This is a genomic window from Nocardioides psychrotolerans (genome assembly GCF_943371775.1).
Lineage (GTDB): Bacteria > Actinomycetota > Actinomycetes > Propionibacteriales > Nocardioidaceae > Nocardioides > Nocardioides psychrotolerans_A.
Genome location: NZ_CALRWD010000085.1, coordinates 1 through 20623, shown reverse-complemented (window position 1 = coordinate 20623; position 20623 = coordinate 1). Strand labels below are relative to the sequence as shown.

General features: G+C 73.0%; 19 protein-coding genes. 7 read left to right on the top strand and 12 right to left on the bottom strand.

Annotated elements, in window-relative coordinates; all coding sequences use genetic code 11:
- The coding region (locus tag AAG827_RS19050) for an integrase core domain-containing protein (RefSeq protein WP_341925121.1) at positions 1-149 on the top strand (149 nt) is incomplete at its 5' end.
- On the opposite strand, the gene AAG827_RS19045 is transcribed toward AAG827_RS19050, so the two are convergent.
- Both AAG827_RS19045 and AAG827_RS19040 read right to left on the bottom strand, forming a co-directional pair.
- Complete coding sequence (locus AAG827_RS19045; RefSeq protein ID WP_341927796.1) at positions 150-833, bottom strand: hypothetical protein; 684 nt, start codon at positions 831-833, stop codon at positions 150-152.
- Between the two features lie 24 nt (positions 834-857).
- On the bottom strand, positions 858-3059 hold the full coding sequence (locus AAG827_RS19040; protein ID WP_341927795.1) for an MMPL family transporter: 2202 nt from the start codon (positions 3057-3059) through the stop codon (positions 858-860).
- A 130-nt stretch (positions 3060-3189) separates the two neighbouring features.
- Between AAG827_RS19040 and AAG827_RS19035 the strand changes: the two genes are divergently transcribed.
- Positions 3190-3975 carry a WHG domain-containing protein gene (locus tag AAG827_RS19035; RefSeq protein ID WP_341927794.1) on the top strand — a complete coding sequence of 262 codons (786 nt, stop codon included), beginning with the start codon at positions 3190-3192 and terminating at the stop codon, positions 3973-3975.
- Here the strand turns inward: AAG827_RS19035 and AAG827_RS19030 are convergent.
- The 4 genes from AAG827_RS19030 to AAG827_RS19015 are packed head-to-tail and all read right to left on the bottom strand — an operon-like array spanning position 3965 to position 6751.
- Positions 3965-4654, bottom strand: a complete 690-nt coding sequence (locus AAG827_RS19030) for an NAD-dependent deacylase (protein WP_341927793.1) — start codon at positions 4652-4654, stop codon at positions 3965-3967. The two genes, AAG827_RS19035 and AAG827_RS19030, sit on opposite strands and share 11 nt — an antisense overlap.
- A complete protein-coding gene (locus tag AAG827_RS19025; RefSeq protein WP_341927792.1) occupies positions 4651-5286 on the bottom strand; it encodes a methyltransferase domain-containing protein in 636 nt (211 codons plus the stop codon). Before AAG827_RS19025 ends, AAG827_RS19030 begins: the two co-directional genes overlap by 4 nt.
- Entirely contained in the window at positions 5283-5816 is a 534-nt protein-coding gene (locus AAG827_RS19020; protein WP_341927791.1) for a DUF4333 domain-containing protein, read from the bottom strand. The genes AAG827_RS19025 and AAG827_RS19020 overlap by 4 nt, the downstream gene beginning before the upstream one ends.
- On the bottom strand, positions 5813-6751 hold the full coding sequence (locus AAG827_RS19015; protein WP_341927790.1) for a bile acid:sodium symporter family protein: 939 nt from the start codon (positions 6749-6751) through the stop codon (positions 5813-5815). Before AAG827_RS19015 ends, AAG827_RS19020 begins: the two co-directional genes overlap by 4 nt.
- 96 nt (positions 6752-6847) lie before the next feature.
- Here AAG827_RS19015 and AAG827_RS19010 point away from each other — a divergent pair, with 96 nt between their 5' ends.
- The 3 genes from AAG827_RS19010 to AAG827_RS19000 are packed head-to-tail and all read left to right on the top strand — an operon-like array spanning position 6848 to position 10481.
- Positions 6848-9130 (top strand): arylsulfatase, encoded by a 2283-nt coding sequence (locus AAG827_RS19010; protein WP_341927789.1) that lies wholly within the window; start codon positions 6848-6850, stop codon positions 9128-9130.
- An 11-nt stretch (positions 9131-9141) separates the two neighbouring features.
- The gene (locus AAG827_RS19005) at positions 9142-9750 is read left to right on the top strand and encodes a TetR family transcriptional regulator (RefSeq protein WP_341927788.1); all 609 of its coding nucleotides are present in this window, start codon (positions 9142-9144) and stop codon (positions 9748-9750) included.
- On the top strand, positions 9747-10481 hold the full coding sequence (locus tag AAG827_RS19000; RefSeq protein ID WP_341927787.1) for an SGNH/GDSL hydrolase family protein: 735 nt from the start codon (positions 9747-9749) through the stop codon (positions 10479-10481). The genes AAG827_RS19005 and AAG827_RS19000 overlap by 4 nt, the downstream gene beginning before the upstream one ends.
- Here the strand turns inward: AAG827_RS19000 and AAG827_RS18995 are convergent.
- Entirely contained in the window at positions 10447-11703 is a 1257-nt protein-coding gene (locus AAG827_RS18995) for an FAD-binding protein (protein ID WP_341927786.1), read from the bottom strand. The genes AAG827_RS19000 and AAG827_RS18995 overlap by 35 nt on opposite strands.
- A gap of 4 nt (positions 11704-11707) precedes the next feature.
- Positions 11708-12625: a 1,4-dihydroxy-2-naphthoyl-CoA synthase gene (locus AAG827_RS18990; RefSeq protein WP_341927785.1), complete on the bottom strand. Its 918-nt coding sequence runs from the start codon at positions 12623-12625 to the stop codon at positions 11708-11710.
- A 65-nt stretch (positions 12626-12690) separates the two neighbouring features.
- On the opposite strand from AAG827_RS18990, the gene AAG827_RS18985 reads away from it, so the two are divergent.
- Positions 12691-13125: a nitroreductase family deazaflavin-dependent oxidoreductase gene (locus AAG827_RS18985; RefSeq protein WP_341927784.1), complete on the top strand. Its 435-nt coding sequence runs from the start codon at positions 12691-12693 to the stop codon at positions 13123-13125.
- Here AAG827_RS18985 and AAG827_RS18980 read toward each other — a convergent pair.
- Complete coding sequence (locus AAG827_RS18980) at positions 13122-13880, bottom strand: cyclase family protein (protein ID WP_341927783.1); 759 nt, start codon at positions 13878-13880, stop codon at positions 13122-13124. The two genes, AAG827_RS18985 and AAG827_RS18980, sit on opposite strands and share 4 nt — an antisense overlap.
- A 65-nt stretch (positions 13881-13945) precedes the next feature.
- Between AAG827_RS18980 and AAG827_RS18975 the strand changes: the two genes are divergently transcribed.
- Entirely contained in the window at positions 13946-15424 is a 1479-nt protein-coding gene (locus AAG827_RS18975; protein ID WP_341927782.1) for an alpha/beta hydrolase, read from the top strand.
- An 11-nt stretch (positions 15425-15435) separates the two neighbouring features.
- Here AAG827_RS18975 and AAG827_RS18970 read toward each other — a convergent pair whose 3' ends face one another.
- The 3 genes from AAG827_RS18970 to AAG827_RS18960 all read right to left on the bottom strand — a co-directional run.
- Entirely contained in the window at positions 15436-16044 is a 609-nt protein-coding gene (locus AAG827_RS18970) for an ACT domain-containing protein (protein ID WP_341927781.1), read from the bottom strand.
- A gap of 44 nt (positions 16045-16088) precedes the next feature.
- A complete protein-coding gene (gene recD / locus AAG827_RS18965) occupies positions 16089-17855 on the bottom strand; it encodes an exodeoxyribonuclease V subunit alpha (protein WP_341927780.1) in 1767 nt (588 codons plus the stop codon).
- The coding region (locus tag AAG827_RS18960; RefSeq protein WP_341927779.1) for a UvrD-helicase domain-containing protein at positions 17852-20623 on the bottom strand (2772 nt) is incomplete at its 5' end. The genes recD and AAG827_RS18960, both read right to left, overlap by 4 nt.

Genomic DNA, 20623 nt, shown 5'->3' with positions numbered 1-20623 from the left:
CCTATAAGAAGCTCTACAACTCCGAAGCCGCACGACGAGCCGCGCTGGCAGGATGGCTACACCAGTACAACCACCACCGGCCCCACTCAGCCCTCGGTGGCCTTCCACCCATCACCCGGTTGAACAACCTGGCTGGGCATCACACCTAGTCAGCGCAGGTCCTCCACCTCCACCACGTCACCGGGGTCCGGAGGGTCGACCTCGACACCGTCGTCGAAGCCGTAGAGCTCGGCGCTGCCCCGCCCGGCACCGCTCAGCTCCATCGCGACGATCCGATGCGGGTCGTCGACGGTCACCGCGACGTCCACGAGGGTGCCGTCGTCCCGCTCCCCCTCGAGGCGTACGACGGCGAGGCCGGCCAGCTCGTCGGGTCCGGCGTTGCGCCACGAGAGGTCCCGGGGACTGCCGACGAAGGCGCGGTAGGGCTCGTCGATGTCGCAGAAGCGGTCGAGCTCGGAGGACGAGGTGAGGTGGATCCAGGTGTCGGCGAGGTTGGAGACCAGCGGCCCGTCGAAGACCAGCGGCCAGTAGCCCTCGTCGGGACGGATCCAGACCTCGCCGGCCACCCGGAGGACCTGCACGCTGGCACCGGCGGTCGTGACCGTGCCCGCGCAGTCACCGGCCCGGGTCACGACCAGGTCGCGCGTCTCCCTCACGCCGCCGACGTAGTCGGTCGTGCGGAGCCGCAGCGACGTCAGGTCGGCCATGTCCGCCTCCGCAGCGGCGAGCACCGACAGCGGCGTCTCCTGCTCGAAGCCGGCGCACGCGGTCAGCACGAGGGCCAGCGGGAGGGCGACCAGGGGTGACGCCAGTGCCGCACGGCTCCCGCGCATCCGTCCCCCTCCCGACAGGAGGCATCAGACCACAGCCGGGGACCGCTCGCCGGTTGCTTCCGTCTCAGCGTGCCCTCCGGCCGCCCCCGCCTCGCCGCCCTCACGGAATCCGTGGCGATCCCACCAGCGGGCCATGGGCGCGGGAGCCCACCAGTTCCACCGGCCGAGGAGCTTCATCGTGGCGGGCACCAGCAGGCCGCGCACGATCGTGGCGTCGATGAGGAGCGCGACGAGCATGCCGATCCCGAGCATCTTCATGAAGACGATGCCGCTGGTGCCGAAGGCACCGATGACGACGCCGAGCAGGAGCGCCGCGCTGGTGATGATGCGTCCGGTCTTCTGCACGCCGCTCACCACTGCCGCGTCGTTGTCTCCCGTGCGGTCCCACTGCTCCCGCACCCGCGAGAGCAGGAAGACCTCGTAGTCCATGGAGAGCCCGAAGAGGATGGCGAGCATCAGGATCGGGTTGGTCGCGTCGAGGAAGCCCTGTGGCGTGAAGCCCAGCAGGTCGGCGAGGTTGCCGTCGCTGAAGATCCACGTGACGACGCCGAAGGACGCCGTGATGGAGATGAGGTTCATCAGCACCGCCTTGACCGGCAGCACCACCGAGCCGAAGGCGAGGAAGAGCAGGACCAGCATCACCACGACCACGATCAGCCCCATCCAGGGCAGGTGGTCGCCGACGGAGGCGATCAGGTCGACGGTGTCGGCGCTCAACCCGCCCACGAGGGCGGAGCCGGCCCCGGGGTCGACCTCGCGGAGCGCGGTCACGATGTCCTGTGAGCGCTCGGTCTGGCTGTTGCCCTCCCAGACCGCGCGCAGCAGGGTGACGTCGGCGGTGGCGTCGACCGGCAGGACCGCCACGATCCCGTCGACCTGCCCGACCTCGCGGGTGTAGTCGGCGACCTCCTGCTCGGTGGCGCCACGTAGGAGCAGGCTCGCCGTGGAGGTTTCGGGGCCGAAGTCGCTGGCCAGCTTGTCGGCCGCCACATGGGCCGGTGCGTCGTCGGGGAGGACCCGGTGGTCGACACTGCCCCACCTGGCGCCGAGGAACGGCGAGGCGATGACGAGCAGCAGCGCCACCGTGACGACGATGACCACGACGGGGCGGCGCATCACAGCGCGGGCGAAGCCCGCCCAGCGGCCCTCTCCGTCGGCCTCGACCGCGAACGCGCCGGCCCGACGTCGCCACGGGAGCCGCCCCGCGTCGACCCGGCGACCGAGCAGCCGCAGGACCGCCGGCAGCACGGTGAGCGCGGCCAGCACGGCGACGAGCACGGCCGCGACCCCGCCGTAGCCCATGCTGCGCAGGAACGCCTGGGGGAAGATCAGCAGGCTCGCCATGGCCGCGGCGACGGTGAGGCCGGAGAAGAGGACGGTGCGGCCGGCGGTCGCCATCGTGCGTCGGATCGCGGTGGCGGAGGCGTCCGGGTCGTCGGCCGGCAGCAGCGCGAGCTCCTCGCGGAAGCGGCTGATCACGAACAGCGCGTAGTCGATCGCCAGGCCGATGCCCAGCAGCGAGATCACGTTGACGGCGAAGACCGACACCTCGGTGAACTGGGTGAGCAGCCGCACGACGGCCAGCGCGCCGATCATCGCGAGCAGGCCGACCAGCGCCGGCATGGAGGCCGCGACGAGGCTGCCGAAGATCAGCAGGGCGAGGAGCACGACGATCGGCAGCGACAGGAGCTCGGCGCGCTCGAGGTCCTCGGAGGTGATCTCGTTGACGTCGTTGTAGACGGCGAACGCCCCGGCGAGATCGGTCTCGAGCCCGTCGGCCTCCAGGATCGGCGCCAGCTCGTCGTAGTGGCGCAGGTAGTCGTCCTGGGTCGTGCCCGCCAGCGAGATCCGGACCTGGGCGGCGTGACGGTCCCTGCTGACCAGGCCCTGGTCGGCAGGAGCGTCGTAGTAGGCGACGACCGCGCTGGTCAGCCCGTCCGGGATCGCGGTGACCACGTCCTCGACGGTCTGCCGGAAGGCCGGGTCCGAGGCGGTCAGGTCCTCGCTGGAGTAGATCGCCACGACGTCGACGGACTTGTTGCCGAAGGTCTCCTGCTCCAGCGCGAGCTCGCGCGCCGACTCGGAGCCGGGGTCGTCGAAGCCGCCCTGCGAGAGCGAGTCGAAGACCCCGATCCCGTAGACAGCGGCGGCGATCGCGAGGGCGACGCCGGCCAGCAGGACGGCGCGGGCCCGACGGGCGACCAGGTCGCCCCAACGCTCGATCATGACTCTCCTCGGGGACGGCGACCCCATGAGTGAAGGGGCGTCAAATTAGTGAAGGGTGTTAACCGTAAACGGTGTAAACTCCTCTCGTCAACTGTTTCTTGCACGACCACTCTCGGAGAAGGAGCACCACGTGTCGGTGGCACAGGACGACGGCCTCACCCGCCGCGAGCGGCAGCGGGAGGCGACGTTCGAGGAGATCACCCGAGCCTCGAGGGAGCTGCTGGGGCAGGGCGCCGAGCTGTCGTTGAGGGCGGTGGCCACGAAGATGGGGATGACCGCCCCGGCGCTCTACCGCTACGTCGGCAGCTACCAGGAGCTCGTCGACCTCGTCGCCTACGAGATCGACAAGAGCGCGACGGCCACCTTCGCCGCCGCCGCTGACCGGCTGCCCACCGACGACGCGGGCGGACGCCTGGTCGTCGCGGTCACCGAGTTCCGCACGTGGGCGCTGACCAACCCCCGCGAGTTCGCCCTGGTCTTCGCCAACCCGATCGCCGAGGCCGCCTGCGTGCGCCGCGAGATGAACACCCTAGCCTGCTCCGGCCACCTCTTCACCGACCTGATGCTCGAGGTCTGGCACCAGACCCACTTCGCGGTGCCGACCCTCGACGAGCTGCCAGCGGCCATTCGCGAGTCCGTGCTCGACCCGCTCATCCCGGCCAAGGTCGAGAAGGTGCCGCGTGAGCACCTCGGTCTGGTCTGGGCCTACATGCAGGGCTGGACCCAGCTCTACGGCGTGGTCGCGCTCGAGGTCATGGGCCACATGGACCCGCGGGTGATCGAGAGCGGCGAGATGTTCCTGGACGTGATCCGCAACTACGCCCCACGCCTGGGCCTGGGCGATGAGATGCCCCGCCTCGAGGCCCTGATGCGCGCGCGCATCGACTCCGCAGCCGAGTCCGCCGTCAACGACTGAGCAGGCTCTCCACCCACGCGGGCACCAGCTCGCCGGCCGGCCCGTGCCGGGCCTCGGAGAAGAAGTCGGTGCCCTCGCTGGGCTGGAGGTTGAGCTCCAGCGTGCGCGCGCCGTAGGACACCGCCGCCTGCACGAAGCCGGCCGCCGGGTAGACCGCCCCCGAGGTCCCGATCGACACGAAGAGGTCGGCGCGGAGCAGTGCGTCGTGGATGCGATCCATCTCGTAGGGGATCTCCCCGAACCACACGACGTCGGGGCGCAGCTCGCTGACGCCGCAGCGCGGGCAGGGCGGGTGGTCGACGAGGTCGCCGGTCCACCGGCTGCGCTGGCGGCACCCGCGGCACAGCGCGGAGTTGAGCTCGCCGTGCATGTGCAGGACACGGCTCGACCCCGCGCGCTCGTGGAGGTCGTCGATGTTCTGCGTGACGACCAGCAGCTGGTCGCCGAAGGACTCCTCGAGGCGGGCCAGCGCATGGTGGGCCGGGTTGGGCTCGACCTGCAGCAGCGCGGCGCGGCGGGCGTCGTAGAAGCGGTGCACGGTCGTCGGCTTGAGGTCGTAGGCCTCCGGCGTCGCGACGTCCTCGACCCGGTGGCCCTCCCAGAGCCCGTCGGCGTCACGGAAGGTCGGCACCCCGCTCTCGGCGGAGATGCCGGCGCCGGTCAGGACGACGATCCTCATGCTGGCCCTCCTCCGGGTGCGCGGCGGTGCAGGGTCACGACGTAACCGCCGGCGCCGCCGTCCCAGGGACCACGGTCCCACGTCGACCAGCGCTCGACCGGCTCCAGCCCGGCGCGGGCGAACGCGGCGTCGACGTCGGCGAGCGACGTCACCGGGCAGTCGCCCGGGAGGTGGTCCTCGTCGAGCCCGAAGCCGCACACGACGAGGCCGTCGTCGGCGGTGTGCGCGGCCAGCCGACCCGCGACCGCGTCGAGGGTCCCGGGCTCGAGCAGGGGGATGACGTTGCCGGCGACCAGCACCAGGTCGAAGATCCTGCCGAGGTCCATCGTGGCCAGGTCCACCACGCGCCAGTCGAGCGACGGCGCCTCCTCCTGCGCCACCCGCAGCATGGAGTCGTCGACGTCGACCCCGACCACGTCGTAGCCCAGTCCCGCCAGGTGGGTCGCGATGCGACCGGTCCCGCAACCCGCGTCGAGCACCCGTGCCGGCGGCGGGCCGGCCAGCCCGGTCACCAGCCCCGCCTCGCCGTGGACGTCCTGGCCGGCAGCGGCCATGGCGCGGAAGCGCTCGGCGTACGCCGTGGCGTAGGCGTCTCCGTTGGTCTGCGTCGCGATGCGCTCCCAGAGGCTCATCGGGCCACCGCGTAGTCGAAGTCGACCCGCAGTCCGCGGATCTGCGTCACCGTCGCGGTGACCTTGCCGGAGCCGGTGTTGGGCGTGGCCGTGCAGGTCACCTGCTCGCCGACCTCACCGAGGAGCTCGTCGGGGCACACGACTTCGTCGACGTGGAACTCCTCCTCGGTCAAGGCCTCCAGCAGCTCCTGGGCGACCCGGTCGGCGGGGACCACGAGCACGCTGTCGATGCGGACCTCCTCGGCGACGACCTCGGTGACGCTGACCCGCACCGTGGCGCGCTGCCGGTCGACCTGGACGCGACACTCCTCCGAGGCACCCGCCGTGGCAGGGAGCTCGCCCTCGCAGGTGACGCGGACGGTCGTCGCGTCGTCCTGGGCGGGATACATCCCGGCGACCTGCGACTCGAGCTCGTCCTGGCTGATGCTCCGGGCCGAGACAGGCTGGTCCTCGGTCGCGCAACCACCCAGCGCGAGCACCAGCGAGGTGGCAGCCGACGTGGCCAGCGCACGCAGGGTGGGAACCGTCACGGACCAACGATGGCATCCCCCGGGGCCCCGCGGGCGACGGACCCCTCACCGCGTCGCCACCACGTCGAGAGGACCAGGCCCGTGACGACGTCCCACAGACCCCACAGCGCCGCGACGAGCACCACGCCGCCGAGGTCGGAGAAGAAGCCGAGGGCCAGCACCACGCCCAGCGCGGTGTTGCGCACGCCGAGCTCGAAGGTCATGGCTCGCACGCCCGGGGGGCCGAGCCGGCACGCTCGTCCCGTGGCGTAGCCGACGCCGAGGGCCAGCGCGTTGTGGGCGACGATCGGCACCGCGACGACCCCGAGGTAGTCCACGAGGACGTCGAGCTGGGCGGCGGCACCGCCGACGACCACGAGGACCAGCAGCCCCAGGGCGCCGGGCTCGACCACCCGTTGCGCGCTCTCGGCGAAGCGGGGCCGACGCCACGCCACGAGGACGCCGAGCGCGAAGGGCACGCCGATGAGCAGGGCGACCTCGCTCATCACCGTGGCCGGCTCGATCGACACGTCACGCAGCAGCTCGGTGGCAGCCGGGTTGAGCCCGCACCAGAAGCCGAAGGCCAGGGGCGTCAGGAGCACCGCCAGGAGGTTGGACAGCGCCGTGAGCGAGATGGAGAGGGCCACGTCGCCCCTGGCGCGGTGGGTGAGCAGGTTGGACAGGTTGCCGGCCGGACAGCAGGCCACCAGCAGCATGCCGATCGCCACCGAGCCGCGCACGTCCAGGACGAGCGTGAGCAGCAGGGCCACTCCCGGCGCCACGGCGTACTGCGCCACGAGGCCGACGGCCATCACCCAGGGTCGGCGTACGACGGCACGCAGGTCCTCCACACGCGTGTCGAGCGCGATGCCGAAGAGGAAGAGCGCCACGACCACCTTGATGGCGAGCTGGAGCGCGCCGGGGAGCTCGAGACTGAGCTGGTCGACGTCGACCATGTGACTCCCTCCCCTGCCGTGCTGACCGAAGCTGTCAGTCGAGTGCCATGTGGCAGCACACTGACAGATGGGCGCTTTCACCGCTAGAGTCCCCGCGTGAGCGAGCCCCGCACGACCCCGGTCATCACCTCGCGTGTCGCGACGTCGCAGCCGAGCTTCGTGGGCTACCCGCGGCCGCCGGCCGGAGCCCCCAACGTCGTCCTGGTGGTGCTCGACGACGTGGGCTTCGCCCAGCTCGGCTGCTTCGGCGCCACCATCGCGACGCCGCACCTCGACCGGCTGGCGGCTCAGGGCCTGCGCTACAACCGCTTCCACGTGACGTCGGTGTGCTCCTCGACCCGGGCGTCGCTGCACACCGGCCGCAACCACCACGCGGTCGGCATGGGTGTCACCGAGGAGGCGGCACTCGGCTTCCCGGGCTACACCGGTCGGATCCCGCCGTCGGCGGCGATGCTGGCGCGGGTCCTGCGCGATGCCGGCTACAACACGATGTCGGTCGGCAAGTGGCACCTGACCCCGCAGACGGAGTACTCCGCCGCCGGACCGTTCCACCGCTGGCCCCTCGGCATGGGCTTCGAGCGGTTCTACGGCTTCCTCGGCGCCGAGACCAGCCAGTGGGCGCCCGAGCTGGTGCGCGACAACACCCACGTGGAGGCCCCGCGCACGCCCGAGGAGGGCTACCACCTGACCGAGGACCTCGTCGACGAGGCGATCCGGATGGTGCAGGACCAGCAGCAGGCCGAGGCGCGCAAGCCGTTCTTCCTGCACCTCGCCACGGGCGCCGCGCACGCGCCCCACCAGGTCCCCGAGGAGTGGGTCCTCCCCTACGAAGGCCAGTTCGACGACGGCTGGGAGGCCTGGCGCGAGCGGGTCTTCGAGCGCCAGGTGGCGGCCGGGGTGGTGCCCGAGGGCACGGTCCTGACGGCGCGTCCGTCCTGGGTGCCGGAGTGGTCGGGGCTGCCGGCGGACCAGCGCCGGCTCTTCGCCCGCTACATGGAGGTCTTCGCCGGCTTCATGACCCACACCGACCACCACCTCGGTCGCCTCTTCGCCCACCTCGACGAGCAGGGCATCGCCGACGACACCCTGGTCATGGTGCTCTCCGACAACGGCGCCAGCGCCGAGGGCGGCGTGACCGGCACGATGAACGAGGCGGCCGGCTGGCTGGGTCACGGGGAGCCGGTCGAGGAGGCGGTCGCGCGCACCGACGAGATCGGCGGCCACGACGCCTACAACCACTACCCCTTCGGCTGGGCCTGGGCCGGCAACACCCCGCTGCGACTGTGGAAGCGGCACGCCTGGCTCGGGGGCGTCCGCACCCCGCTGGTCGTGCGGTGGGGCGCGCGCGTCCCCGATCCGGGCGGCGTGCGCGAGCAGTTCTGCCACGCGGTCGACGTCTTCAGCACCGTGCTCGACGCTGCGGGCGTCCCGGCGCCCGCCAGCGTCGACGGCGTGACGCAGCAGCCGGTGGACGGAGCCTCCCTGCTCCCGTCCCTCGACGACGCCGCCGCGACCGAGCACCGTCCGCTGCAGTACTTCGAGATGATGGGCTCGCGGGCGATCTACCTCGACGGCTGGAAGGCCGTCACCGACTACGTCTCCGACCAGTTCGGGGAGCGCGAGGTCATCCCCGGCAGCTTCGACTTCGACACCGACCGGTGGTCGCTCTTCCGCCTCGCCGACGACTTCTCGGAGTCCCGGGACGTGGCCGACGAGCACCCCGACGTCGTCGCGCGGCTCGTCGAGCTGTGGTGGGCCGAGGCGGGGCGCAACCAGGTCCTGCCACTCTTCGAGTTCCCCGCGTCGATGGCCCACATGCACCCGGGCGAGTTCGCCCAGCCGGAGCACGCGACGTACAGGCCAGGCGGCGGGCCGGTCCCGACCACCCAGATGCCCTCCCTCGTCGGTGGCTTCGAGCTGAGCGCGGAGGTCGTCGTCGAGGCCGGGGACGAGGGGATCATCGCCGCCATCGGCGACCGGCACGGCGGCTGGGCGTGCTACCTCCTCGACGGGCGTCCGGTCGCGACGTTCGCGATGCTCGACACCACGGTCCGCCTCGCCGACGACACCCCTCTCGAGCCGGGCCGGCACGAGGTGGTGCTGCGCTACACCCCCGGTCGCGATGCCACGATCTCGTTGCACGTCGACGGCACCGAGCGCGACCGCGCCCCCTACGCCGGCCTGATGTTCCTGCCCAACCTCTCGACCGCCGGGACGGGGCTGCTCATCGGCCGCGACCGGGGGCTGGCCGTGTGCGGCGACTACCGCCCGCCGTTCACCTTCACCGGCGACCTGCGCCGGGTCGACGTGCGCAGCGGACGCCCCGGGGCGCGCCCCGACGACGCCACGGTGCTGCGCAGCGCCCTGGCCTCGGACTGAGGACCCCGGGCGTGCCCCCCACCGACCCGCCCCCGGGGCTGCGGGAGCGGCGACGCGACGCCGTCCGGCGCTCCCTGGAGGACGCGGCGCTGCGCCTCTTCGCCCGCGACGGCTTCGACGCCACGACCGTCGAGGCGATCGCTGCCGCGGCCGAGGTCTCCCCCCGCACGTTCTTCCGCTACTTCGCCACCAAGGACGAGGTCCTCAACCCGGAGCGGCGGGCCCGTCAGGCCCGCCTGCGCGACGCCGTCGTCGCAGCGCCCCTCCACGACCTCGACGACCTCGACGTGGCCCTCGCCGCCCTGGCGGCCGTCGCCGCCGACCTGGGCACCGACCGCGAGCGGCTCCTGCTCCAGCGACAGGCGGTGGTCACCTCGCCGGCCCTGCGTGGTCGCACCTACGACGTGCTGCAGTCCTGGCAGCAGACCCTGGCCGCGGCGCTGGCCGCACGGCGCGGCGCGCCGCCCGACGACCTCGCCGCCCTGACCGCGGCTGCGGCGGCGATCGGGGTCTGGCAGGCCGTCGTGGCCCGCTGGCTCGACGACCGTGACGGCACCGACCTCGGCGACCTCCTCGCGGAGGCCGTCGCTGGGCTCGGTCGGGCAGGATCGAGGACGTGACGCACCCCGGCTTCAGCTATGACAACCGCACCGGGCGCGGCCCGGGTCGCATGGTCCGGACGATGAGTGCGGTGCTGCCGGGGGTGGCCCGGGTCTGGAGCCAGGTCGAGCCCTACGCCGAGGCCTGGAGGGCGCACAACCTCGCGACGCTCGACCGGCCCGGGCGGCGCTGGGTCGTCCTGGGCGACTCGATGTCGGTGGGCATCGGCGCGACGTCGTACGACGCCGGCTGGGTCGGCCAGCTCGCCGCGCGGCTCGCGGTCGGCGGCACGGACCTGCGCGTGGTCAACCTGGCCGCGACCGGTGCGGGGGTGTCCGACGTGCTCGAGCAGCAGCTCCCGGCCCTGGCGGAGATCGGCTCGCGCGACGACGACCTGGTGACCGTGCTGGTCGGGTCCAACGACCTCTTCGGAGCCCGAGCCAGGCGCGACCGGTTGCCCGACGGCTTCGCCGCCATGGTGGAGCGGGTGCCGGTCGGGTCGGTCGTCGCCACACTGCCCCAGCCGAGCGGGGCGGCCGCTCGCGCCAACGTGCACGTCGAGCGCGCCGCCGCCGCCGGACGGGTCGCCATGGTCGACCTGCGCGTCACCGGACCCTCGTCGTGGAAGGGGCGCCTCGCCAGCGACTACTTCCACCCCAACGACGCGGGCTACGCCGCGCTCGCCGGCGCGTTCGAGCCGACGGTGCGTGCCCGGCTCAGCGCAGGCCCAGCCGCGTCAGGTGGTCGTTGACGAAGCAGCGCTCGGGATCGAGGTCGTCGGCCAGCGCACGGAAGCGCGGCAGCGAGGGGTAGAGCCCGGCCAACCGGTCGGCGTCGAAGCCGAGCGTGACCTTGCCCCAGTGGGGTCGTGGGTCGAAGCGGGAGACGGCCTCCTCGAGCGCGGCCAGCGCCGGTCGGACGAGGGCGAGGTCGCTGACCCAGGTCGCGTGCACGGCCACCGTGTCGCGGCCGTGGAAGGGGCTGAGCCAGAGGTCGTCGGCCGCGATGGTGCGCATCTCGAAGACCTGCAGCGCGCCGGCGATGTCGGCCGACCGGTCGTGGAGGACGCGGAGCGCGGCCGCGGCGTGCTCGCGGGGCAGAAAGAGCTCCGACTGCAGCTCGTCGCCGACGCTGGGCGTGACGTCCGTGCGGAAGTGCGGCAGCCGCTGGTGCCACGGGCCCGGGCGACCCAGCTGCTCGGTGGCTGCTGAGGCGTCCATCCCCCGCAGCGGGTGCTGGGCCGCCGTGGCCGGCTGCCCGCCCCAGGGGCCGGGCTCGACCTCCGCCTCAGCCCGGTCGGGGTCCACGCGGTGCTTGCGCCAGATCGAGTCGAGGAGGTCCGGCCGGGCGAAGGAGCTGAAGATGCTGACGCTGTGGGCCGAGGCGAGGATCGCGTCGACCTGCTCCACGGCGGCGTCGAAGTGCACGTCCGTGACCACCTCCTGGCGCACGTCGTAGGCCGGCTCGACCCGCAGCCACAGCCGCGTCACGACACCGAGCGCACCGAGGGCGACCACCATGCCCGCGAAGCGCGGGTCGCCCTCGTGCACCTCGAGCAGCGAGCCGTCGGCCAGCACGAGCTCGAGACCGACGACCGCGGTCGCCAGGCTGCCGTTGGTGTTGCCCGACCCGTGGGTCGCCGTCGAGACGGCACCCGCCACGCTGATGTGCGGCAGCGAGCCCATGTTGTGCAGCGCCAGGCCCCGCTCGTGCAGGGCCCGGGCCACCTCGGCGTACGTCGCCCCGCCGGGCACGACCGCCACCTCACCGCCCGCCAGCACCTCCACGCCGAGCCCGAGGTCGCGGGTGGAGACCAGGGTGCCGGTCGTGTCGGCGATCGGGTTGAAGGAGTGGCCCGTCCCGAGCGCACGCACATGACGGGCGCCGGCCACGACCTGCTGCAGCTCCTCGGTCGAGCCGGGGTGGCGGACGTCGGTGGTGGAGAAGGTGACGTTGCCGGCCCAGTTGCGCACGGGCTCAGTAGTACCAGGGGTACTGCGACCAGTCGGGGTCACGCTTCTCGAGGAACTGGTCGCGGCCCTCGGCGGCCTCGTCGGTCATGTAGGCGAGACGGGTGGTCTCGCCGGCGAAGATCTGCTGGCCGATCAGGCCGTCGTCGATGGCGTTGAAGGAGAACTTCAGCATCCGCTGGGCCGTCGGTGACTTGCCGTTGACCAGGCGGCCCCACTCCAGCGCGGTCGCCTCGAGCTCGGCGTGCGGCACGGCCTTGTTGACCGTGCCCATCCGCACACCGTCCTCGGCGGAGTACTCAGCGCCGAGGAAGAAGATCTCGCGGGCGAACTTCTGGCCGACCTGGCGCGCGAGGTAGGCCGAGCCGAAGCCGCCGTCGAAGGAGCCGACGTCGGCGTCGGTCTGCTTGAAGCGTGCCTCCTCCAGGCTGGCGATCGTCAGGTCGCACACCACGTGGAGGCTGTGGCCGCCGCCGGCGGTCCAGCCCGGCACGACGCAGATGACGACCTTGGGCATGAAGCGGATCAGGCGCTGCACCTCGAGGATGTGCAGCCGCCCCAGCTTGGCCTTGTCGACGGTCTCGGCGGTCTCGCCGTCGGCGTACTGGTAGCCCGCACGCCCCCGGATCCGCTGGTCGCCCCCGGTGCAGAACGCCCACTTGCCGTTCTTGTCGCTCGGCCCGTTGCCGGTGAGCAGCACGCAGCCGACGTCGCTGGAGGTGCGGGCGTGCTCGAGCACCTGGAGCAGCTCGTCGACGGTGTGCGGACGGAAGGCGTTGAGGATGTCGGGGCGGTCGAAGGCCACGCGCACCGTCCCGTGGGCCTTGGCCCGGTGGTAGGTCAGGTCGGTGAGGTGCTCGAAGCCGGGCACCTCGTCCCAGGCCGTGGGGTCGAAGGTCTCGGAGACTCCGTCGATCGCGCTCATGGTGGTGAGGCTAGCGGCCGACACCGGGGTGGAATCAGCACGGTCGGTGTGGTGTTCTGGCAGGCATGGCACTTGAAGGCGACTACGAGCCCAGCCCCAGCGACTGGGTCCGCGAGCAGGTCGAGAAGTACGAAGCCACCGGCGGGCAGGAGGGCAACACCATCCTCAACCGTCCGATCGTGGTGATCACCTCGCGCGGCGCTCGCTCCGGCAAGCTCCGCAAGAACCCCGTGATGCGGGTCGAGCACGAGGGCGCCTACGCCGCCGTGGCCTCCAAGGGCGGTGCCCCCGAGCACCCCGAGTGGTTCCACAACTTCGTCGCCCACCCCGAGGTCGACCTCCAGGACGGTCCCGAGCCGCACACCTACGCCGCGCGTATCGTCGAGGGCGAGGAGCGGGCGGCGTGGTGGACGCGCTCGGTCGCGGCCTACCCGCCGTACGCCGAGTACCAGGAGAAGACCGACCGGGAGATCCCGGTCTTCGTCCTCGAGCGCGTCTAGCCCTCCGCGCGGGGCGCGATCGCGAAGACCCGTGCCGGGAAGCCGGAGCCGCCCTGCGGCTTCGGCCACGTGGCCACGACCAGCGCGCCCGCGGGCGGGACCCGGTCGAGGTGGGCCAGGAGCTCGACCTGCCAGCGGTCCTGCTCGAGCAGGTAGAGCTCCAGGCCGTAGTCGCCCTGCGACGTCGCGCTGCCCGGGTCGGTGTCGGTCGTCTCGTGGCCGATCGCGGTGATCCCGACGGTCTCGACGAGGTGCTCGAGCACCTCACGCGACCACCCGGGGTAGTGCGCGACGCCGTGCCCGTCGTGGTTGGCCATCGCGTCGGCGTCGGGCCAGCGGCGGCTCCAGTCGGTGCGCAGCGCGACGAAGGACCCACCCGGCAGCGGGCCGTACTGCTGCTCCCAGGCCGTGACGTCGGCGAGGGTCACGACCGCGTCGGCGTCGGCGCGCACCCGGTCGGAGATGTCGAGCACGACCAGGGGCAGCACCATCTGCTCCACCGGCACCTGGTCGAGCGTGCGCGCGCCGTCGACGAAGTGCGACGGCGGGTCCACGTGGGTGCCCCACTGCCCCACGATCGTGTAGCGGTGCACGCTGAACCCGTCACCGGCCGCCACGTCGAAGACCTGGCCCCGCTCCTCGTCGGGGAACGCCGGGAAGTGCGGCTGCCCGGGGTGGAAGGCATGGGTCAGGTCGGTGAAGACGTGGTCCTGGACCAGGCTGCGCTGCAGGTCCCACAGGGGGTGGTCGCTCATGGCGCCCACCCTGGCACGCGGGTGGCTGCGTGAGACCTCACAGCCGGTCGCTCGTTGAGCACGGCATGAGACGACCGTCACGCACCACGGCCCTGCTCTCCCTGGCCCTGTTCTTCCTGGTGGTGTGCGCAGCCCTGGCAGCAAGCCCGGCGGGCCCGGCCAGCGCCGACCCGCAGCCTCCGCTGCAGCCGACGGACCCGGCGTACACCGCGCGCGACGTGCAGAACATCGCCGACGCCTACGGCCGCATCGACGGGCCTGGTGGCCAGCTGCGCAACACCGCCTACCTTCCGGCGCTGGTGCAGGCGACCACCGCGCGGAGCGTGCAGCAGATGCTGACCCAGGTCGCCTCCCCGACGCGTCCCGCGCTCAGCGCGGGCAACTTCTTCCCGGGATGGAACGTCGGCAACCCGCTGCGCGACGGCTGGTCCGGCACCCGTGGGCTGAGCCGCAAGGTCGCCTTCACCAACCGGCACGGGGCGCTCCTGCGCGGCACCGTGTGGCGGCCGAAGCCCGGCGCCCGCGACCCCTACACCGGGCGGGTGCTGCGCGCGCCCTTCCCCGGCGTGGTCCTCACCGAGGGCTCGGTCCAGGGCTCGGAGGGGATGTACGAGTGGCTGGCCCAGGACCTCGCCGAGCGCGGCTACGTCGTGCTGACCTACGACGTGCAGGGTCAGGGCACCAGCGAGACGCTGCCGCACAGCACCGGCGACGTCTTCCCGACCTGCTGCGACGGGGTGCCCTTCCAGCAGCTCGGCAACTTCGTCACCGGCACGCGCAACGCGCTCGACTTCTTCACCGCGACCCCGTCACGGCCCTACGCCAACCCGTCGGCCGCCCCCGGTGAGGCAGACCCGTTCAACCCCTACTGGCGCCTCTTCGACCGCTCCCCCGACCGTCGTACGGCGACCCCGGGGCGGACCAGCCGGATCGCGATCATCGGCCACTCGCTCGGCGCCCAGGCGGTGTCGCAGGTGCAGGCCACCGACCGTCGCGTCGCGGCGGTCGTGGCGCTCGACAAGCTGCGCGGCGGCGACGGGATCCGTCCCACGGTGCCGGCGCTGGCGGTGCAGTCGGAGTACGGCTTCACGGTGTCCCCGTGGTTCACCAGCGGCGGCAGCTCGATCACCCCGCAGCCCTCGCCGGAGGGCCCCGACCCGCTGCGGGAGCGGGCCACCGGTTTCGACGCCTGGCGCGCGGCCGGTGTCGACTCGATGCTGGTGGTGCCGCGCGCGTCGACCCACCTGGACTACACCGACATCCCGCTGGTGCTGCCGGCCAGCCGCTACGGCCAGGACCTCACCAGCGTCTACACCCAGCTCTGGCTGGACCGCTACCTCAAGCACCGCGACAACACCGCGGCCCTGCTGGGCGGCCGGTTCCGCTACCTCGAGCCCGTGGGCTCGGGTCGCTGGAGCCCGGTCACGCTGCGCCGCGACGCGCTGCTGAGCTTCTACTACTGCTCGGCCTACAGCCTGGACGCGCGCGGCGGCGCCGCTGCTCGTCGTACGGGAGACGTGACGGGGGTCGGCTGCGAGTCCTGACGCGGGACGCCTCAGCCGACGCGGGCGATCGAGAGCGCCAGGCCGGTGAGGTGGCCCAGGCGCGCGATCTCGGAGTCGAGGAACTCCGGGCCGCCGCGACGGCCGATGACGACGATCTCGTTGCCGTCGAGCCGGGCGGCGGCGAAGAGGGTGTCGTCGTCGTCGGACTCGAGCCTCGTGGCCCGGTCGAGGTCGACGAACGCGAGCTCGTCGGGGGCCGCGCCCGTGGCGTGGACGACGCCCGTGACCCGGTGCAGGCGCAGCGCCCAGTCGGAGCGGAAGGTCATCGGCAGCAGGTCGACGAGGCGGTTGATCGCCTCGGCCGGGTGCGCGGTGAGGTCCTCGACGGCCTCGAGGTCGAGGAAGAGGTTGCCGCCGGCGGCGTAGCGGCTGATCCACACCACGCTCACGCCGTCGAGCGCGTTGCAGGCCGAGACGATCGAGTCGGGCATGATCCCGTCGATCATCTCCAGGAGCACGTCGTCGACCGCGGTGCCGTCGTGGCGCTTCTCCACGATCTCGATGGCCTCGATGTCGCCGCCGGCCTCACCGACGGCGGACGCGAGCCGACCCAGGGACCCCGGGACGTCGGGCAGCTCGACACGCAGCAGGTAAGGCACGCGACGACCCTAACCTCCGGAGGTTGCCGCGCCGTTTCGGCCACTCACCGACTGGACCCGCCGGCCCCGTGCAACCGCAGCCGCAGCCCGGTGGCCCGCTGGGCCTGGGTCGCGACGGCCGCCCGCACCGCCTCCTCGGAGCCGACCACGCGCACGCGCGACTGGGCCCGGGTGACCGCGGTGTAGAACAGCTCACGGGTCAGCAGCCTCGACCCCGCCTCCGGCAGCAGCACCGTGACCCGCTCGGCCTGGCTGCCCTGGCTCTTGTGGATGGTCATCGCGTGCATGGTCTCGATGGCCTCGAGTCGACCCGGCGCGAGGTCGCGCACCGACTCCGAGCCCGCGATCCACACCCGCAGACGCCCGTCGGGCTGGAGCACCGCCACGCCCGACTCGCCGTTGTAGACGCCCAGCGCGTAGTCGTTGGTGGTGACCAGGACCGGGCGACCGACGTACCACGAGGTGTAGATCGGCACCCCGGTCTCCTCGGCGACCCAGCGCTCGACCTGCGCGTTCCAGTGTCGTACGCCGAACGGTCCCTCCCGGTGGGCACAGAGCAGGCGGTGCCCGTCGAGCGCCGCGAGGGCGCGCTCGTGGTCTCCGGCGACGGCCGCCTCACGGACGGCCAGCGCCGAGGCCAGCGCGTCCTCGCGCAGCGCAGCGGCCGGGTCGTCGGTCTCGACGAACTCCACCTCGTCGCTGGCGCGACGCAGGGTGGCCAGCACGGCATCGGCGTCACCGACCCGGAGCGCCTCGGCGAGGTCCTTGATGTCCTCGGTGGAGCGGAAGTTCTCGGTCAGTGAGGCGACCGGCGAGGTGGGGTGGCCCTCGAAGCCGCGGACCACGTCGGCGAGGACCGCGCCGGCCCCGACCGAGGTGAGCTGGCGGGGGTCGCCGACCAGCAGCAGCCGCGCCTCGGGCCGGACCGCCTCGAGCACGCGGCCCATCATGGTCAGCTCGACCATCGAGCACTCGTCGACCACCACGACGTCGTACTTCAGCCGGTTGGCGCGGTCGTGGCGGAAGCGGGTGCGGTTGTCGTGGCGGAAGCCGAGCAACCGGTGCAGGGTCATGGCGTCGGGTCGGCCCACGCGCTCCTGGTCGGCGGGGTCGAGGCCGGCGAGCTCGCCGAGCACCGCCTCCTGGAGCCTGGTCGCGGCCTTGCCGGTGGGGGCGGCGAGCGCGATCGAGCAGCGGCGGCCGGCGGCTGCTGCCTGGTCGGCCAGGAGGACCAGCATCCGCGCCACGGTCGTGGTCTTGCCGGTGCCCGGACCGCCCGTGAGCACCGTGGTCCAGCGACGCACGGCACCCTCGGCGGCTGCCTCCTGCTCGGGACTGAGGTGGTCGCCGCGGACCCGGGCGAGGGCAGCCGCCAGCGCGCTCTCGTCGACGGTCGGGGCGTCGGCACCGGCGCGGGTGAGCAGGTCGGCCGCCACCTGCGTCTCGAGGCGGTGGTAGCGGTCGAGATAGGTCAGCGAGCCCTCGTGGCGCAGGACGCCCTCGGCGACCAGGCGCGAGCCCAGGAGCGCGGCGACCCATGCGTCGGGCTCGGGCCAGGGCAGCTCGGGGGCGAGCGACGCGATCGTGGTCAGGTCGACGCAGACCGAGCCGGAGCGCACCGCCCGCACGGCGAGCGCGGCCGCGAGCAGCACCCGCTCGTCGGTCTCGGCCGCGAGGTCGGCGACGCGTCCGGCGACGTGGACGTCACCGGCCTCGAGGACCCCGGCGACGTTGAAGACGGCGAGCAGGCCGTCGGCCCCCAGCGCCAGTCGCCGGTCGTGGTCACCCACGGGCTCGAAGAGCTCGGTCACGGGCGCACCTCTCCGTCGAGCAGGTCGGACAGCTCCTCGACCAGGGCCACCGGCGGACGCCAGGTGAAGACCCCGCAGGGCTCGCCGTCCACGAGCGGGGTCTCCGGGCCGCACATGCCGCGCAGGTAGAGGTAGAGCACCCCGCCGAGGTGCACCTCCGGGTCGTAGCCGGGCTGGCGCCAGCGCAGGAAGCGGTGCAGCACGGCGGCGTAGAGCAGCGCCTGGAGGGGGTAGTCGGAGTGGCCCATCGCGTCGTCGAGCGCCTCGGGCCGGTAGGAGTGGGCCGTGAGCGGCTCGTCGCGGGGGCCCAGCCAGTTGGTCTTGTAGTCGACGATCAGGTAGCGCGGGGACGCCGCGGTGCCGAGGCGGAGCACGACGTCGACGGAGCCGGTGAGGTAGCCGCGGAGCGTCTGCTCGCCCAGCGCCGGCAGGGCCAGCGCGTCGGCATAGCCGCGCACCGGGTCGCCCTCGGGCAGGTGGCGGCGCAGGAGCGGCGCGAGGTCGCCGAGACGCACGTCGGAGCCTGCGCCCGCGACCAGGTCGCCGCCGGAGAGGGGCAGCTCGAAGTCGAGCTCGCGCAGCCGGTCGCGCAGCCCGATCCGGCGCAGCGTCGCCCCGTCGGCGGCGCTGCCCAGGGGCGAGTCGCAGACCGCGACCAGCGCGTCGACGAGCTCCTCGCGGTCGAGGTCGACCGGCCACCAGCCGAGCTGCTCGTCGACGTGGGCGGCGAGCTCGGCGCGCAGGTCGGCCGCGTCGGGGTCGGTGTGCTCGAGCACGGCGTGGACCAGGGAGCCGAAGGTCGCGCCGACAGGCAGGCCGGCCATCGGCGACAGCACCGAGTCGGACGTCCCACCATCGGCCACCCCGGCGACGTCGACGTCCTCGTCGTCCTTGGCGAGCAGCTCCGGCTCGCTCGTGACGGCCACGGCACCCGGTGCCACGTCGACGTGGCTGAGCGCGGAGTAGGAGGTGCGGCGCCACTCGGTGTCGACGCTGCGGCCGAAGGTGCGCACCGCGAGGTCACCGACCTCCGGCAGCACCGGGTCGGGGCCGGGGTCGGCCAGGGCCGCGAGCTCGGGGGACGGACCGCCGCGGTCGCGCCACCGGGCGAAGAGGCCGATGACGTCGTCGTCGGTCGGCACCGAGGGCGCGGGCGGGACCTGGCCGTCGGTCGGGTCGAGCCGCATCAGCAGCCGGTGCAGCGGGGAGGCCACGGCGTTCTTGGTCGGGGCCCACCAGCACACCACCTGCGACTGGGCGCGGGTGATCGCGACGTAGAGCAGCCGCAGCCACTCCCCGGCCTCCTCGTCGGCCCAGCGGCGCACGTGCTCGGGCCACCCGTCACCACCGCCGGCGCCGACGTCGAGGCAGCGACGCCCCGCGTCGTCGTGGAAGAGCGGTCGAGTGGGCTTGGGGACGAACCGGTCGCCCAGGGCGGGGAGGTAGACGACGGGGTATTGCAGTCCCTTGCTGGCGTGGATCGTGACGAGCTGGACCGCCGCGGCGTCGGAGTCGAGCCGACGGGTGCGCTCGAGCCCGCGGCCGGCCCGACCCTCGGCCACCTGCCCCCGCAACCACGCGAGCAGCGAGACGACGCCGAGGTGCTCGGTGGTCGCGACCTCGTGCAGCGCCTCGCCGATGTGGCGCAGGTCGGTCAGCGACCGCTCGCCACCGACCTCGCGCAGCACGCGGGCCGGCAACCCGGCCGCGGAGGACGCCTCGAGCACGGCGGCGATGCCACGGCGGGGCACCACCTCGACCCACTCGCGCAGCACCTCCCCGACCTCCTCGGTGAGCGCGTCGCCCTGCTCGTCGAGGTCGCGGGCGGTGTGGGGGAAGAAGCAGGTCAGCGCCGCGGCGCGCACACGTGGAGCACGGTGCGGCTGCTCGAGCGCCTCGAGGAGGGTCAGCCACTCCAGCGCCGCCGGGGTCGCGAAGACACTGCCGCCTCCGGCGATGACGGCCGGGACACCGACCGCGTGCAGCTCGCGCTGGGCCGCGGCGAGATCGGCGTGGCGATAGCAGATGACCGCGACGTCACGCGGCTTCAGCTCACGCCCGTCGAAGGTGGCACCGGAGGCCAGGAGACGTCGTGCGTCGAGGGCGAGGTCCCGGGCGACGTGCGGTCGCACGTCGGCGACCCCGAGGGAGGCGCCCGGCGACCGACCGAAGGTGTCACGGCGCACCACGCGCAGACGGAACGGGGCGGCCACGGGGGTGCCGGCCAGCCGAGGCTCCTCGTGGTGCGCCGTCACCGGTCGTACGACGATGCGCGGGTCGCCGAGCTCGGCTCCCACGAGGAGCTCCTGGAGGCCCGCGAGCAGGCCGGCGTCGCTGCGTCGGTTGGTGCCGAGGGTCTGCTGCGTCGTCGCGGTCTCGGCGGCCGCGAGGTAGGTCGTGACGTCGCCGCCGCGGAAGGCGTAGATGGCCTGCTTGGGGTCGCCGATGAGCACCATCGTGGCGACCCCGCTGAAGGCGCGGTCGAGGACCTTCCACTGGACGGGGTCGGTGTCCTGGAACTCGTCGACCAGCACGATCCGCCAGCGGGCCCGCATGCGCACCCGGGCCGGTGAGTCCTCGGGCTCGAGGGCATCGGCCAGCTGGCTGAGCAGGTCGTCGTAGGAGAGGATCCCGAGCCGGCGCTTGCGCAGCTCGAGCTCCTCGCGGACCTTGAGGGCGAAACCCACCCGGCGACCGGCGGGCGTCGTGCGGTCGGCGTCGACCGGCTCGAGCCAGGCCTGCGGGTCGCGCCCGACCGCGCGGGCGAT

What these genes read in the sequence shown, in the direction of transcription:
- AAG827_RS19045 (WP_341927796.1), bottom strand. Translation starts at nt 833, where the DNA reads ATGCGCGGGAGCCGTGCGGCACTGGCGTCACCCCTGGTCGCCCTCCCG.
- AAG827_RS19040 (WP_341927795.1), bottom strand. Translation starts at nt 3,059, where the DNA reads ATGATCGAGCGTTGGGGCGACCTGGTCGCCCGTCGGGCCCGCGCCGTC.
- AAG827_RS19030 (WP_341927793.1), bottom strand. Translation starts at nt 4,654, where the DNA reads ATGAGGATCGTCGTCCTGACCGGCGCCGGCATCTCCGCCGAGAGCGGG.
- AAG827_RS19025 (WP_341927792.1), bottom strand. Translation starts at nt 5,286, where the DNA reads ATGAGCCTCTGGGAGCGCATCGCGACGCAGACCAACGGAGACGCCTAC.
- AAG827_RS19015 (WP_341927790.1), bottom strand. Translation starts at nt 6,751, where the DNA reads ATGGTCGACGTCGACCAGCTCAGTCTCGAGCTCCCCGGCGCGCTCCAG.
- AAG827_RS18990 (WP_341927785.1), bottom strand. Translation starts at nt 12,625, where the DNA reads ATGAGCGCGATCGACGGAGTCTCCGAGACCTTCGACCCCACGGCCTGG.
- AAG827_RS18985 (WP_341927784.1), top strand. Translation starts at nt 12,691, where the DNA reads ATGGCACTTGAAGGCGACTACGAGCCCAGCCCCAGCGACTGGGTCCGC.
- AAG827_RS18980 (WP_341927783.1), bottom strand. Translation starts at nt 13,880, where the DNA reads ATGAGCGACCACCCCCTGTGGGACCTGCAGCGCAGCCTGGTCCAGGAC.
- AAG827_RS18975 (WP_341927782.1), top strand. Translation starts at nt 13,946, where the DNA reads ATGAGACGACCGTCACGCACCACGGCCCTGCTCTCCCTGGCCCTGTTC.